15 protein-coding genes are annotated in these 13,235 nt (G+C 65.7%); 7 read left to right on the top strand and 8 right to left on the bottom strand.

All coding sequences use genetic code 11. The annotated features are described in order from the left end of the window. The first annotated feature begins 2 nt into the window (after window positions 1-2). Entirely contained in the window at window positions 3-959 is a 957-nt protein-coding gene (locus B047_RS0108195; RefSeq protein WP_026234723.1) for an ABC transporter ATP-binding protein, read from the top strand. Further along, on the top strand, window positions 956-1,615 hold the full coding sequence (locus B047_RS0108190; RefSeq protein WP_018466477.1) for a thiamine diphosphokinase: 660 nt from the start codon (window positions 956-958) through the stop codon (window positions 1,613-1,615). The genes B047_RS0108195 and B047_RS0108190 overlap by 4 nt, the downstream gene beginning before the upstream one ends. 107 nt (window positions 1,616-1,722) lie before the next feature. On the opposite strand, the gene B047_RS0108185 is transcribed toward B047_RS0108190, so the two are convergent. Then, the gene (locus B047_RS0108185) at window positions 1,723-2,538 is read right to left on the bottom strand and encodes a hypothetical protein (RefSeq protein WP_018466476.1); all 816 of its coding nucleotides are present in this window, start codon (window positions 2,536-2,538) and stop codon (window positions 1,723-1,725) included. Window positions 2,539-2,576: 38 nt separating this feature from the next. Next, window positions 2,577-3,581, bottom strand: a complete 1,005-nt coding sequence (gene galE, locus B047_RS0108180) for a UDP-glucose 4-epimerase GalE (RefSeq protein ID WP_018466475.1) — start codon at window positions 3,579-3,581, stop codon at window positions 2,577-2,579. A gap of 118 nt (window positions 3,582-3,699) precedes the next feature. On the opposite strand from galE, the gene guaB reads away from it, so the two are divergent. The 3 genes from guaB (at window position 3,700) to B047_RS0108165 (ending at window position 6,480) form a co-directional block, all read left to right on the top strand. Continuing rightward, window positions 3,700-5,211 (top strand): IMP dehydrogenase, encoded by a 1,512-nt coding sequence (gene guaB, locus B047_RS0108175; protein WP_018466474.1) that lies wholly within the window; start codon window positions 3,700-3,702, stop codon window positions 5,209-5,211. A 51-nt stretch (window positions 5,212-5,262) separates the two neighbouring features. After that, window positions 5,263-5,820: a hypothetical protein gene (locus B047_RS0108170; RefSeq protein ID WP_157205850.1), complete on the top strand. Its 558-nt coding sequence runs from the start codon at window positions 5,263-5,265 to the stop codon at window positions 5,818-5,820. 177 nt (window positions 5,821-5,997) lie between these two features. After that, window positions 5,998-6,480 carry a hypothetical protein gene (locus B047_RS0108165; protein WP_018466472.1) on the top strand — a complete coding sequence of 161 codons (483 nt, stop codon included), beginning with the start codon at window positions 5,998-6,000 and terminating at the stop codon, window positions 6,478-6,480. A gap of 205 nt (window positions 6,481-6,685) precedes the next feature. Here B047_RS0108165 and B047_RS0108160 read toward each other — a convergent pair whose 3' ends face one another. Further along, window positions 6,686-7,177 (bottom strand): hypothetical protein, encoded by a 492-nt coding sequence (locus tag B047_RS0108160; protein WP_018466471.1) that lies wholly within the window; start codon window positions 7,175-7,177, stop codon window positions 6,686-6,688. A 120-nt stretch (window positions 7,178-7,297) separates the two neighbouring features. Here B047_RS0108160 and B047_RS0108155 point away from each other — a divergent pair, with 120 nt between their 5' ends. Then, complete coding sequence (locus B047_RS0108155) at window positions 7,298-7,528, top strand: hypothetical protein (RefSeq protein WP_018466470.1); 231 nt, start codon at window positions 7,298-7,300, stop codon at window positions 7,526-7,528. Window positions 7,529-7,531: 3 nt separating this feature from the next. Then, a complete protein-coding gene (locus B047_RS0108150) occupies window positions 7,532-8,575 on the top strand; it encodes a C39 family peptidase (RefSeq protein ID WP_018466469.1) in 1,044 nt (347 codons plus the stop codon). 18 nt (window positions 8,576-8,593) lie between these two features. Here the strand turns inward: B047_RS0108150 and B047_RS0108145 are convergent, their stop codons facing one another. Genes B047_RS0108145 through B047_RS0108125 form a run of 5 tightly spaced genes read right to left on the bottom strand, consistent with a single transcriptional unit; the run spans window position 8,594 to window position 13,167 of the window. Next, on the bottom strand, window positions 8,594-9,166 hold the full coding sequence (locus tag B047_RS0108145) for a Rieske 2Fe-2S domain-containing protein (RefSeq protein WP_018466468.1): 573 nt from the start codon (window positions 9,164-9,166) through the stop codon (window positions 8,594-8,596). Next, window positions 9,163-10,149 carry a tetratricopeptide repeat protein gene (locus tag B047_RS0108140; protein WP_018466467.1) on the bottom strand — a complete coding sequence of 329 codons (987 nt, stop codon included), beginning with the start codon at window positions 10,147-10,149 and terminating at the stop codon, window positions 9,163-9,165. Before B047_RS0108140 ends, B047_RS0108145 begins: the two co-directional genes overlap by 4 nt. Next, window positions 10,146-10,625, bottom strand: a complete 480-nt coding sequence (locus B047_RS0108135; protein ID WP_018466466.1) for a cytochrome c-type biogenesis protein — start codon at window positions 10,623-10,625, stop codon at window positions 10,146-10,148. Before B047_RS0108135 ends, B047_RS0108140 begins: the two co-directional genes overlap by 4 nt. Continuing rightward, window positions 10,622-11,158 (bottom strand): TlpA family protein disulfide reductase, encoded by a 537-nt coding sequence (locus B047_RS0108130; protein ID WP_018466465.1) that lies wholly within the window; start codon window positions 11,156-11,158, stop codon window positions 10,622-10,624. The genes B047_RS0108135 and B047_RS0108130 overlap by 4 nt, the downstream gene beginning before the upstream one ends. After that, on the bottom strand, window positions 11,155-13,167 hold the full coding sequence (locus tag B047_RS0108125; RefSeq protein ID WP_018466464.1) for a heme lyase CcmF/NrfE family subunit: 2,013 nt from the start codon (window positions 13,165-13,167) through the stop codon (window positions 11,155-11,157). The genes B047_RS0108130 and B047_RS0108125 overlap by 4 nt, the downstream gene beginning before the upstream one ends. Window positions 13,168-13,235 lie beyond the last annotated feature (68 nt).

Here is a 13,235-nt window from a genome sequence, read left to right as displayed (position 1 = left end):
TGCTGGTTTTGCGGGAAGTGCGCAAGGCTTATCCGGGCTTCAGCCTCGAGCTCTCCCTGAGCGTGCCCAAGGGGCAGACCCTGGCCCTGCTGGGTCCTTCGGGCTCGGGCAAGAGCACCGTGCTGCGGCTGATCGCCGGCCTCGAGTACCCCGACTCCGGCTCCATCCGCATGGAGGGGCGGGATCTGCTGGCCCTGCCCCCGGAAAAACGCCGGGTGGGAATGCTGTTTCAGGATTTTGCCCTCTTTCCTCACCTCAGCGTCTACGAGAACATCGCTTTCGGGTTGCGCGAGGCGGGCTGGCCCAGGGAGCGGCTGGAGCGACGGGTGCGGGCCTTGCTCGAGCAGACCCATCTCACCCCTCAGGCGCACAAGCTGCCCCACCTGCTCTCCGGTGGCGAGCGGCAGCGGGTGGCACTGGCGCGGGCCATGGCCCCCAACCCCGACCTGCTCCTGCTGGACGAGCCACTGGGCGCACTGGACCGCAGGTTGCGCGAGACGCTCATCCTCGAGTTGCGGGAGCTGCTCTCGGGCGATGGCCCCACCGCCATCGTGGTCACCCACGACCAGCAGGAAGCCTTTCTGCTGGCCGACCAGGTCGCGGTGATGCGGGAGGGACGCCTGGCACAGCTCGGTTCTCCCGAAACCCTCTACCGCCAGCCCGCCGACCCCTGGGTGGCGCGTTTTCTGGGTCATCGCAACCTGCTCTCGCCCGAGCAGTCGTCCCGGCTGGGGCTGCCCCGCAAGACCCACCTAATTCCCTCGGCGGCGCTGGAGCTGGGGCGGGGCCCACAGGCGCGGGTGCTCGAGCGGCTGTTCCTGGGCGAGCGGGTGGGCTACTGGCTGGAGTGGCAGGGGCTGCGCTTGTACTGCGAGGGTGGCGAAAGTGCCTGGCAGGAAGGCCAGAGCTTGCTATTGAGCCTCGACCTCAGCCGGGTCATCCCCTTGGAGGGCACGTGAGCCGTTTCGCCATCCTGCTGGGCGGGAGTTTGGAGCTCACCCCCCGTCTGCGCCGGGAACTCGAGCGCAGCGGGGGCTTGCGGGTCATCGCCGCCGATGGCGGGATGGCCCATGCCCAGGTCCTGGGGCTTCCGGTGGAGCTGTGGGTCGGGGATTTCGACTCCAGTCCCCCCGAGCTGCTGGCTCAGTACCCCGAGGTGCCCCGCGAGGTGTACCCCAGGGAGAAAGACAAGACCGACGGCGAGCTGGCTATCGCAGCGGCGCGCTCGAGGGGAGCGAGGGAATTGCTGTTGTTGGGGGCGCTGGGTGGCCAGAGCGACCACAGCCTGGCCCACCTCACCCTAGCCCTGGCCCTGGCCAAGCAGGGGCTCAGCATCGTCCTCAGCAGCGGCCTCGAGGAGGCCCACCCCCTGTTGCCGGGCCGCTTCCACTTCGACTTTCCCCCCTCGACTCCCTTCAGCCTCATCCCCCTGACCGACCTGCGCGGGCTGGGCATCCGGGGAGCCCGCTGGGAGCTGGTACAGTCCCAGGTCGCGCTGGGCGACAGCCTGACCCTGTCTAACCAGGTCGCCCGCCCCGAGGGCCTGGAAGTCGAACTGGCCCAAGGCTACGGGGTGCTGATTGCGCGATTCGGGTATTATACCAGATTCGGTTAGCTCGTCACCGAATGGTGACGAGCTAACCCGACCGAAGGGAGTGCTCTGGGATTCAAAAAGATAGCCTCTGGGTTTTGGTTTTGAAGAGTATCTTTTTGAATCCGGTATTAGCGTGATTCCTGACTCGGGCTTTCCCATCCGACGCTCTGTTTCTCGAGGGGGGGAAGCGCTTGCTTTTTGGGTGAGAACTCGGCGAACCACCGCTTGAAGCTAGGCTCGAGCCCCACCAGTACCTTGTGGACCGTCGAGCGCTTGAGCGGGGCGGCCTCGAGCAGCCCCAGGAGCAGTTGGTCTTGGTGTTTTCCCACCAACTCGGCGGCCAAGCTGGTGAACTGCCCCTGGAACCAGAGTTGGTCGGAGACCCCCGGTTTCTTGCGCTCGTAGCTGCCGAGCTGGGGGTTGGTGGGGGTCAGGTGGGTCAGGGTGTGGCCCCAGCTCCTGGCCAGCTTGAAGAAGTCGGGGTTGGTCTGGGAAAGGGCCAGCAGCCACAGGTAGTTGGCGAGGAACTCGTCTACCCAGTGGACCCGGGTGCGCAATCCCCAGGCCACTGCCACCGCGTGGGCGTACTCGTGACCTAGGTTGAGGTCGAGGAACTCCTCGATCCTGCTGGGTAGCCCGCCCTGCTTGGCCGCAGAAAGCAGCACCTCGCGCAAACGCCACAGCAAGCGCTCCGGGTAACGGGCCGGAAGAAAGACGAACAGGCCCCCGCGAGGGCTGGTGCGCTGAAAGGCGAAGCCGTAGGGATTACGGGCCCTAGCGTTCCAATCCTCCTGATTCAGCACCATCAGGTGAATGCTGGGAATTGGGCGGTAGCGGCTGAGGGCGGAACGCAGCTCGAGCAGGTAACCTTGCATGGCCCTGGCCCTGAGCACTGATCCCTCCGAGGCCTGGGTGGGGAGATGGGGGTGGGGGAGGGCCTGCACAGGGGAATTGTATACGCCAACCGCAATAGACCCCCGTTTCAGGCGTAACCCAGCACTTCCTTGCGCTTCTTGCCCCACTCGAGGGCGCTGCGGATGCCCTCCTCGAGGCTGAGCTCCGTTTTCCAGCCCAGCAGTTCCCAGGCTTTATCGGCGTTGGCGTAGGCTCCCGCCGTGTCGCCGGGGCGACGGGGGCCTTCGCGCTTGTTGATGGGCGAGCCCCAGACCTTTTCAAATGCCGCCACCAGTTCCTTCACGGTGTTGCCGTGGCCACTGCCGAGGTTGATGACCTCGTAGCTGTTGGAGGTCTTGGCCAGCGCCTCGTCGAAGCGCTCGACGGCCCTGACGTGGGCCATGGCCAGATCCCAGACGTGGATGTAGTCGCGAATGCCGGTGCCGTCGCGGGTGGGGTAGTCGGTGCCGGTGATCTGGAAGTAGGGGAGTTTGCCCAAGGCGGTGTCCACCAGTCGGCCCAGCACGTGGGATGGATCGCGCACCTGCAACCCCGAGCGCAGCTTGGGGTCGGCCCCAATAGGATTGAAGTAGCGCAGGGCGATTCCCCGCAGGCGGGTGGCGCGGGTGAGGTCTTGCAGCACCATCTCCATCATGTATTTGGTGCGGGCATAGGGGGAGCCTGGCTTCAAGGGGGAGTCCTCGGTAACCTTGAACCCCGGCACGGTGTCGTAGATGGAAGCCGAGGAGCTGAAGACCACCCGGGGATAGCCCAGCTCCTCGAGGTTCTTGAACAGCTCGAGCGACTTGCAGACGTTCTCGCGGTAGTAGAGGTAGGGCTGCTCGACCGATTCGGGCACGACGATCAGGGCGGCGCAGTGGATGGTGGCGTGGATGTCGGGGTGCTCGCGAAAGACGCGCTCCAATAGGCTGCGCTCGGCGATGTCGCCGTGATAGAAGGCCCGGCCCCGTATGAACTCCGGGCGACCGGTGACTAAAGAATCGAGGATGACGGGGGTGTGGCCGCTGTCCTCCAGGGCGCTGGCCACGGTGCTGCCGATATAGCCGGCTCCGCCGGTGATCAGAACTTTCATGCGCTCCAGTATACCCGAAGCTGGTTTTGATTGCTTGCGAAGCCTTTTGTTTGCTTACGATTTGGTCTCCTCGTAGGGGCTTGGGCTACCCCTGTTGCGCTGATATACTTTTGGGAATATGTTGCGGACTGCGCCCGAACCCGTCAGCAAAACCGAGAAGATCGCCCTCGAAGCCCTGACCTTCGACGACGTGCTGCTCGTCCCGGCGTATTCCGAGGTCCTGCCCAGAGAGGTCTCTACCCGCACCCGCCTCACCCGCCGCTTATGGCTCAACATCCCGATTCTCTCGGCGGCGATGGACACCGTTACCGAGGAAGGGATGGCCGTGGCCATGGCCCGCGAGGGGGGCCTGGGGGTCATTCACAAGAATCTCTCCATCGAGGAGCAGGCCGCGATGGTGCGCAAGGTCAAGCGCTCCGAGGCGGGTATGATCCACGACCCCGTGACCTTGCCCCCCACCGCGACCCTCGAGGACGCCGAGCGCCTGATGCGGGAGTACAAGATCGGCGGCTTGCCGGTGGTCGACTTCTTCGGCAAGTTGCTGGGACTGGTGACCAACCGCGACCTGCGCTTTGAGCGTGAGTTGCGCCGCTCGGTCAGCGAGGTCATGACCCCGCTCGAGCGCCTCGTCACCGCCCCTCCCGGCACCACGCTCGAGGAGGCGGAGGAACTGTTGCGCCAGCACAAGATCGAAAAACTGCCCCTGGTGGATGGCGAGGGCAAGCTCAAGGGCCTGCTGACACTCAAGGACCTTAGCAAGCGCCGGAAGTACCCCCATGCCGCCAAGGATGCCCAGGGTCGCCTGCTGGTGGGGGCAGCCATCGGGGTAGCGAAGGACCTGGACGAGCGGGCTGCTGCGCTGGTCGAGGCCGGGGTTGACGTACTGGTGCTCGACAGCGCCCATGGCCACAGCCGGGGGATCCTGCTGGCGCTGGAGAGCCTCAAGGGCCGCTACGGCGAGGGGGTTCAGATCATCGCGGGCAACGTGGCCACGGCGGAGGGGGCCCGGGCCCTGGCCGAGCGCGGAGCCGACGCGGTCAAGGTGGGCATCGGCCCCGGCTCGATCTGCACGACGCGGGTGGTGACTGGGGTGGGCGTGCCCCAGATCTCGGCGATCCTCGAGGCCGTGCGCGGCCTGGAGGGCCTAGACGTTCCGGTCATCGCCGATGGGGGGATCAAGTACTCGGGCGACGTGGCCAAGGCCATCGCCGCCGGAGCCCATAGCGTGATGCTGGGTTCGATGCTCGCCGGCACCGAAGAAGCTCCCGGTGAGGAAGTGCTCAGAGAGGGGCGGCGCTACAAGCTCTACCGGGGTATGGGTTCTTTGGGAGCCATGCGCCAGGGTTCCGCCGATCGCTACTTCCAGGATTCCGGCAAAGGTGAGAAGACCGAGGCCAAGAAGCTCGTCCCTGAAGGGATTGAAGGCATGGTGCCTTACAAGGGTCCGGTGGGAGACGTGCTCTATCAGGTTGTTGGTGGCCTGCGGGCGGCGATGGGCTACTGTGGCACCCCTGATATCGAAGCCTTCCGCACCCAGACCCGCTTCGCCCGCATCACCAATGCAGGCCTCATCGAGAGCCATCCCCACGACGTGGTGGTGGTGAAGGAGGCGCCCAACTACTCGCGCTGAACTCGAGCCCGCTGGGTGCAGGGCCAGGCCCCGCTGTGGTACAACCTTGCCGTGAAGCGCTTGATATGGGTAATCTTGGCGGCCTTCGCGGTCGTGGCGGCCCAAGGAACCGTTTCGCTGGAGCGCTTTGAAACCCCTGGTAGCCGGGTGGTGTACTTCAGCGAAGGCAGCGCGGGACACCACTACCGTCTGTACAGCAAGGTGGCGGTGGGGGAGACTTTCCTCACCTATGCCCGGGCCTCGGGAGCGCTCTCGAGCACGGCGCCCTCCTGCCAGACCTGGACCTACCAGGGCATCCTCTCCGAGAGCTTCGTCCTCGAGCTCAGCGAGTTCAACGCCGCGCGGGATTCGGCTTTGGCCCGCGCGTTCATCGCCCAAGCAGGGCGGGCCAGCCGCTCCGGCGACGCCAGGGCCTATGCCCAGGCCGTGACCCTGCTGTGCAACAGCGGCGAGTTGGGGATCGGGCCCATCAAAACCCGCACGGTCTACGTGCCGGTGCAGTTTGTCACGCGGGTGAGCACTTCGGGCATGCTGGGCCGTCCGGTGGTGCTCAAGCTGATGCTCAATCCCGACGACTACACCCTCGAGGCCGACCTCGAGGCACGGTGAGGTGCAGAGACCTTGGCGATGAGCCTTGAGTACACCGTTGCATAGATGCCTGTACGGGTACCCGGATTCGCACTGTCCCTCCCCTACGGGTAGGGGAGGGTAGGGTGGGGTGCTGTAGACCAAAAGACCTACATCGTAGAGAAAGAAGGCATTAGAATGCCCTCAGGAGGAAAACCTATGAGAAAATTTGCCGTCCTGGCTATGTTCGTACTCCTCTTCAGTATGGCCTCGGCCCAGCGCAACTGGATTGGGGTGTCCACACCTGGCCTGCTTGCCAACGGTACGGGTGCCGTCATCAGCTTCACGCCGGGATTTAGCCTGAACCTTTCCGGGGTCGTGGGATTCGAGCGCCTTCTCGGCCCGCTCGACCTTCGCGCCGGGGGAGCTCTGGGAGCCAGCGGGGGTGGCTTTAGCCTGCTGCTAGGAGCCGATGTGCTCTATCCCCTCAACGCCACGGGCGCTAGCATCTACTTCGGTGGTGGCCCCCACCTGAATTTTAGCGGCGGCACGGCGGCGTTCTTGCTGCAAGGGGCCGTGGGTTACGAGAACTTCGTAGCCGGCAACTGGAGCTGGTTTGTCGAACTCAACCCGCTGTTCAACTTCACTTCGGGCGGCTTTGGGCTGACCGGGCAGTTCGGCATCAACGTTTATCTGCAATAATACCAGATTCGGCCAGCTCGTTCCCGAATGGGAACGCCGCCCCGCCTTGGCGGGGCGGTCGACCGAAGGAAGTGCTCTGGGTTTTGGTTTTGAAGGGTATCTCTTTGAATCCGGTATAAGCGCCAGGCACTGTCGGGCCCACCGGAAGATGGCCGGTGGGCTTTTGCCTCGAGCCGCCCGCGCAATACCCGCTTTATCGCTCCCTCTAGCCCACTACCTGGTTGAACATGTCCAGAAACAGGCCCAGCCGCTCGCCCAGGCTTTCCTGCTCGCGCAGCGCGGCCTCGAAGGCCAGGGGCTCCATCACCAGGTTGGGCAGGCGGAACCAGCCCAGGTAGTAGCGCCCGGCCAGGCCCGGCTCGGGCAGCCTCGAGCGCTCGGTCGGGGAGAGCAGCCGCTCGAAGGCTTCCGGACTGCTGAGGAGAGGGTGCGCGCCGGGGCCTATTCGGTTGAGAAAGGCCTTGAGGGTGCCTGGGTTGGACCAGAACCCGTAGTTGAGGTCGTCGGTGAGTTCTTCGATCTGGTTCAGCAGCGACGGGTCTCCCTGCCGCGCCACTAGCTTGCGCAGGAGTTCACTGCGTTCTAGGCGCAAGGCCGCGTACTCGGATAGGGAAAACAAGGGCGCAACGCGTTCCCCCAATTCAGCGCGCAGCCGGTGGGCTACGACATAGTCCTGATACTCCCGATAGGGGTCCACCCTGCTATTTTGCGACAAGACGGCGCCAGTTGAATAGGCCCACCACCTCCACGCATCCGGGCCGGGGTAAATGTGGCCTGGCTCGAGATAACGCGGGGAAGCTACTGTAGCCTGGGGGCCATGGATACGCGGGGCTGGGTCTTGCGGGCGGTAGAACGGTTGCGTTTTGCCAGTGTGAGCGACATCCAGCGCTGGCTCGACGAGGAGGGCGAGAGCCTCTCGCGCCTCGAGCTCACCCGCGCCCTCGAGGCCCTGCTCAGGGAAGGGCGCATCGAGCTCGAGCATGACGTATACCGTCCTGCGCGCAAGTCAGGCGGTAAGGATGCTTTCGACAAGCTGTTTGGAGACTGAGCGGTGCGTCTGGTAGCTTTCTCCCTGACTCTGATGGGCCTGTCCTGGGCTGCTGAGTTGCCCCCAAGCGCTTTTTTGCAAGGCGTGCGTCACGAGTACCAGCGCTTCAACAACTGCGGTCCCGCGACCATCGGCATGGCCATGAGCTTCTGGGGCAGTCGGCAGACCCAGTACCAGATCGCCCCGGTGCTCAAGCCCAACAAGCAGGACAAGAACGTCAGCCCCGAGGAGATGGCCACCTACGCCCGCGAGCAGGGCTACAGGGTTCACCACGGCGTGGCGGGGGATTACCCATTGCTCAAGCGCCTGATCGCGGCGGGTTTTCCGGTAATCGTGGAGACCTGGTTCGTCACCCCGGAGGCCGGGGGCATGGGGCACTACCGCTTGCTGGTCGGTTACGACGACACCAGGGGCATCTTCAACGCCTTCGACTCCTACTACGGCCCCAGGGTCACGCTGCGCTACAGCGAGTTTGACGGCCTGTGGCAGGTTTTCAACCGCACCTATCTGGTGGTCTACACCACTGAACGGGCTTCCAGGGTCGAGGCTATTTTGGGCGAAAGGCTCGATCGCCGCGCCCTCTGGCGGCGATCGCTCTCCCTCGCCCGCGAGGAAACCCAGACCCAGCCCACCAACGCCTTTGCCTGGTTCAACCTAGGCAGTAGCCTGCTGCGGCTGGGCGATGTTGGGGGAGCGGTTCAGGCTTTCGACCGCTCGAGGAAGCTGCCCCTCAAGCGCGCCTACGACCCGGGCCGCCCCGCGGATACGGCGTTCAACTGGCCCTGGCGCATGCTGTGGTACCAGTTCGATCCGCTCGAGGCCTACTACCGCGCAGGCCGCTACCAGGACGTGATCAAGCTGGCTGGCGATGTGCTGGGCCGCGTCAGCGACCACGAGGAGTCCTATTACTGGCGGGCCATGGCTCGGGCGGCTGTGGGCCAGACCCGAGCAGCCATCGGTGACTTGCAGGCTGCATTACGCTACAAGCCTGGTTACAGCCAGGCCCGCGAGGCGCTCAGGAAGCTTCAGGGCCGGGTGAGCCGCTGAGCTGTGGGTGGCGGCGCACTATCCTTGCTCGAGGGGGCGCAGCGGGGTTTCATACCCGGTGGCGTAGATCGCTCCATCCCCGGCCTCCAGCCGCAGCCTCGGCAAAGGAAAGCGCGGTGGGCCGTATACGGCCCGTCCGGCCTGCAAGGGTTCGAAGGCGCCGAAGTGGCAGGGGCAGCCCAGGAAGGGGTGGTCGCTGCGGAAGTTGTAGGCGATGGCGCCCAGCTCGGGGTTATCCACGAAGTTGACCGTGCAGCCCTGGTGCGTGCAGATGCGCGAGAGGGCCAGGAAGTGAGCGCCGTCGAGCTCGAGGCCTCCCGCTACCGGCTGGGGTAGCCGGAAGGCCACCGCCTGCAGCTTGCGCTCTGCCGTGCCGATCTGAAGTGGATATTCGAAGTACTTGAAGGCCCAGGGTTGCCTCAGCTCGCTCACCTTCGCCACGTGCACCTTGGGCCCATCTTTCCACACCGGCTGCGAGACGCCGGTTTTGAGGAAGCGGATGTAGATCGTGCGCCAGGAAAGCCAGCCGAAAAAGCCAGCGGCGATGGCGCTGGGGATAATCCAGATGAGGTCGCGACGCTCGAGCTTCATAGCGTTTTCAGGTAATCCAGCAGCGCCTCGAGCTCTTCCGCGCTCAGCGGAACGGCGGGCATACTGCCGCGCCCCTTGCTGACGATTTCGCTCACGGCTTGGGAGACTTTGCTGATGGGGTTGCCCTTTAGCGCGGGGCCGATATCGCCCTGGGCCTGAGCTCCGTGGCAGGCGGCGCATTTTTGCAAGTAGACCCGCTGGCCTGCCGAACTGGTCTGCAACTGCTGCCTGGCCGTCTGGATCAGGTTGTCCACCTGGGGCGACGAGCCCCCGGCGGCCTTGTAGCGCTCCCAGGCGGAAATGGCGTCTTGGGGACGACCGGCTTGGAAGTAGATGTTGCCCAGGAAGAGCCAACCCTCCGGCTCGGAGGGATCGGCGCGGGTGGCGAGCTCGAGCACCGGTAGGGCCTGCTCGCCGCGCCCGGCAAAGAAGAGCAGGATGCCCAGGCGGCGCAGGGCCAGCACGTTGCGCGGCTCGAGCTTGAGGACTTGCAGATAGCCCTGGCTGGCCCGCTCGAAGTCCCGCACCTCCCAGGCCTGGTTGGCGTAGGCCAGCCAGGCCTCGGGGTGGTTGCTTTGGCGGGCTTTGGCCTCGAGGTCGCGCAGTCGGGCGGCCTCGGCCCGGCTGGTGATGATGGTCTCGCCCGGCAGGCGGGGCACGGTGAAGCGCCAAAGCCCCACCCCCACCGCCAGCAGGCTCACCGCCACCAGCGCCAGCGTAGCCGGGGAGAGGGGGCGCGGGGTGGGAGCCTGTTGGCCTAGATCGGCGAGTTCGCGCTCGAGCCGCACCGCCTGCGCCAGCAGCCGCTTGCGCTCTTCTCCCGCGGCCTCACGGGCTTGGTTCTTCAGCAACTCGACCTCGGCGCGCAGCTCCTGGGGACGCGGGCTTTGGGGGAAGGGTTGGGAGGGCTTGAGCAGGGGCCGCAGGATGTAGGCCAGGGCAGCCAGCACCAGCAGGGCGGTGAAGAGGTAGGCGGGTATCATGGCGTTCGGTGTTGGGTGTCGGGCGGCAGGAGCTCGGCCTCGAGGCGGGCGATCTCTTCCTCGGAGACGTCGCCCTGTGCGGCTTTGGCGCGGGTGGCGGTCAGATAGCGCCACAGGCCATAGCTCAGCAGGGCCAGCCCGATCAGCGGGGAGAGCCAAACCCACAGGGTAAGGCCCTGTTTGGGGGGCTCGTAGAGGATCCAGGGGCCGTAGCGCTCGACGAAAAACTGACGAATCTCGGCTTCGCTCTTGCCCTGGGCCAGTTGTTCGGCGATCAGGCGGCGCATCTCCTGTGCTACCCCGGAGTTGGACTCGCTCGCCGACTCTCCCTGGCACACCGGGCAGCGCAGCCCCTTGGCGATGCGAAAGACCTCGGGGGAGAGGTCGGGGGGTGGGGTGGGGGAGGGCGGCTGGGCCAAAGCCGAGAGGCCAAGCGCCAACAGCAGCCCCAGCAAGGCTCGAGCCACGCTGCTCACAGCGCCTCCAGCCCGACTTTTTGCAGCATGTCCCTCAGCGTCCCCTCGCTCACCGGGCCAGCGTGGCGCAACAGCACCTTGCCCCGAGCGTCGATCACGAAGGTCTCGGGAACGCCATAGGTGCCGTAGTCCACCGCCAGCGTGCCCTTGGGATCGAAGACACTGGGAAAGCTCAGGCCATACTCGCGGATGAACTCCAGCGCCTGGGCCTCGCTGTCCTGCACGTTGATGCCCACGATCAGGAGTCGGTCACGGTATTGCCGCCAGTAGCGCTCCAACAGCGGAGCCTCGTCGCGGCAAGGCAGGCACCAACTGGCCCAGAAGTTGAGCAGGATGGGCCTCGAGCCCACCCACCGGCTCAGCTCGAGCCTCTCACCCCACTCGGCGCGGTAGGGCTTCAGCAGCGGCAAGGCGAAGTCGGGGGCGGCCTTCCCCACCAGCACCGAGGGCAGGGCGTTGGGGTCGGGGCGCTGCAACCCCCACCAGAACAGCCCACCCAGCGCCAGGATCAGCAGCGGCCAGAAGCGCCTCATGCCGGAGCCCCTCCCGCGGCTCGCTCGCGTTGAGGCTGGGGACTGGGCCAGAGGATGTAAAGCGTTCCAAGGGCCATGATGGCTCCCGCGATCCACAGCCACAGCACCAGCGGCGTGACCACCAGCTTGAGCGTGGCCCACTCTCCCCGCTCGGTATCGAAGGCTTGCAGGATGAGGTAGTAGTCGTTGTAGGGGGTGTACTTGAGGTCGGGGGCGGCCAGTCCCTGATTGCCCATCTGAGGGTAGAAGTTGAGGCGGGTGATGTAGGTGCCGTCGGCCCACAGGCCCCGGCGGTCCACCGCCCGCATCTCGACGAGGGCGTACACCGACTGGCGGTTGCCCTGCTCCTCCAATCCCACCTTGCGCAGGGTGAGTTCCACCCCCGCGCTCTGCCAGCGCTGGCCGAGCCGCAGCGTCTTGGCTTCCTCGAAGCGGTAGGTCTGGCTGAAGGCGATGGCTACGGCGGCCAGGGCGAAACCCACGTGCACGATGTGGCTGCCGAAGCGGCGGCGTGAGGAGGAGGCGAGCTCGAGGAAAGCCTTCCAGCGCGAGATGCCCAGGGAGCTCGAGCGCTCCTTCACCCCCTGGTCGACCATCAGTCCCACCGCGCAGAGGTTGTAAGCCAGCAGGCCCAGGCTAAGCGAGGCACCCGGCGCCAGCCTCAGCAGCAGCCCTAGTACCGTGCCCGCCAGCAGTGCTGAGCCCAAGATGAAGAGGTTGCGGCGGATTTGGGGGCCGGTGTTGCGCCAGGGTAGCACCGGGCCAATTCCCATCAGCAACAGCGCAGCCACGCCCACGGGAGCCGACACCTGGTTGAAGAAGGGCGCGCCGATGGAGACTTTGGCCGCGCTCAGCGCCTCCACCACCAGCGGCCAGAGGGTGCCGATCACCACCACAAACGCCATGGTGCCAAACAGCAGCGAAGCAGCCAACAAGGCTCCTTCACGACTCTTCCAGCGCACCTCGCCCGCGTCGCGCACTTCGCTGCTGACCCTGCTCAGCAGGCCCAGCCCCACCCCCAGCACCCCCAGCAGGAAAACCAGGAACAGAGCACCCACCGGGCCGTCCGCGAAGGCGTGTACCGACTGGATGACGCCCGAGCGGGTGAGGAAGGTGCCGAATACCGTGGCCGCGAAAGCCAGGGTGATGTAAGCAAAATTCCAGGGCTTGAACATACCCCGCCGCTCCTGCACCTGCGTGGTGTGCAGAAAAGCCGTCGCCAGCAGCCAGGGGATGAAGGAGGCGTTCTCTACCGGGTCCCAGGCCCAGTACCCGCCCCAGCCCAGGATCTCGTAGCTCCACCACGCTCCAGCGAAGATAGCCGCGGTCAGGAAACCCCAGGCCACCAGCGTCCACCAGCGTGTCTCGAAGATCCAGCTCTGAAAGCGGCGGGCCACCATTGCGCTCAGCGCGTAGGCAAAGGGCACCGAGAGTCCTACGAAGCCCAGATACATCAGCACCGGATGTACCGCCATCATCCAATGGTTTTGCAGCAGGGGGTTGGGGCCGCGTCCGTCGGCGGGTGGGTTGGGCAGCGCGTCGAAGGGGTGAGCCACGAAGACCATCACGGCGAAAAAGAAGACCTGGATGGCGAACAGCACCCCTAAGGCCACCGGAGCCCGCCAGGGATCGAGGACGGGTGCGGCGCTGGCGCCCCCGGCATCTACCCGCCTCGAGACCAGCCAGGTATACATCGTTTGCAAGGTACCCCACAACAAGATGGAGCCCTCGAGCGCGGCCCAGGGTGTCACCAGCGTCACCCATAGCGGGTCCTTGGTCGAGTGGTGCAGCGCCACGTAGCGCACGCTGAAGTCGTGGGTGAGCAGGGCCCACTCCAGCGCTCCGAAGCTCACCAGCGCGGCCAGGAAGCTCATGGGCGCGACCCGCCGGGCGGCCTCGAGGTAGCGCCGGTCCTGCGCCCACTGGGCCAGGCCACACAGCACCAGCCCCACCAGCGAGAAGACCAGCGTGGCCAGCAGGGCCATCCCGCCCAGAAAACCCGGGGTCATGTAGGCCTCCTATGGGATCGCCAAAGGCCATACGCCATACGCAGAGGGCACAAGCCGGCGCTCAGGGG

It is taken from the genome of Calidithermus timidus DSM 17022 (genome assembly GCF_000373205.1).
In the GTDB taxonomy this organism is placed as follows: Bacteria; Deinococcota; Deinococci; order Deinococcales; family Thermaceae; genus Calidithermus; species Calidithermus timidus.
This window is presented reverse-complemented; position numbering and strand designations above follow the sequence as displayed.

Bases quoted from the DNA above. Each gene is read 5' to 3' on its own strand.
- galE (WP_018466475.1), bottom strand. From the start codon at position 3,581: ATGAAAGTTCTGATCACCGGCGGAGCCGGCTATATCGGCAGCACCGTG.
- guaB (WP_018466474.1), top strand. From the start codon at position 3,700: ATGTTGCGGACTGCGCCCGAACCCGTCAGCAAAACCGAGAAGATCGCC.
- B047_RS0108165 (WP_018466472.1), top strand. From the start codon at position 5,998: ATGAGAAAATTTGCCGTCCTGGCTATGTTCGTACTCCTCTTCAGTATG.
- B047_RS0108155 (WP_018466470.1), top strand. From the start codon at position 7,298: ATGGATACGCGGGGCTGGGTCTTGCGGGCGGTAGAACGGTTGCGTTTT.
- B047_RS0108145 (WP_018466468.1), bottom strand. From the start codon at position 9,166: ATGAAGCTCGAGCGTCGCGACCTCATCTGGATTATCCCCAGCGCCATC.
- B047_RS0108140 (WP_018466467.1), bottom strand. From the start codon at position 10,149: ATGATACCCGCCTACCTCTTCACCGCCCTGCTGGTGCTGGCTGCCCTG.
- B047_RS0108130 (WP_018466465.1), bottom strand. From the start codon at position 11,158: ATGAGGCGCTTCTGGCCGCTGCTGATCCTGGCGCTGGGTGGGCTGTTC.
- B047_RS0108125 (WP_018466464.1), bottom strand. From the start codon at position 13,167: ATGACCCCGGGTTTTCTGGGCGGGATGGCCCTGCTGGCCACGCTGGTC.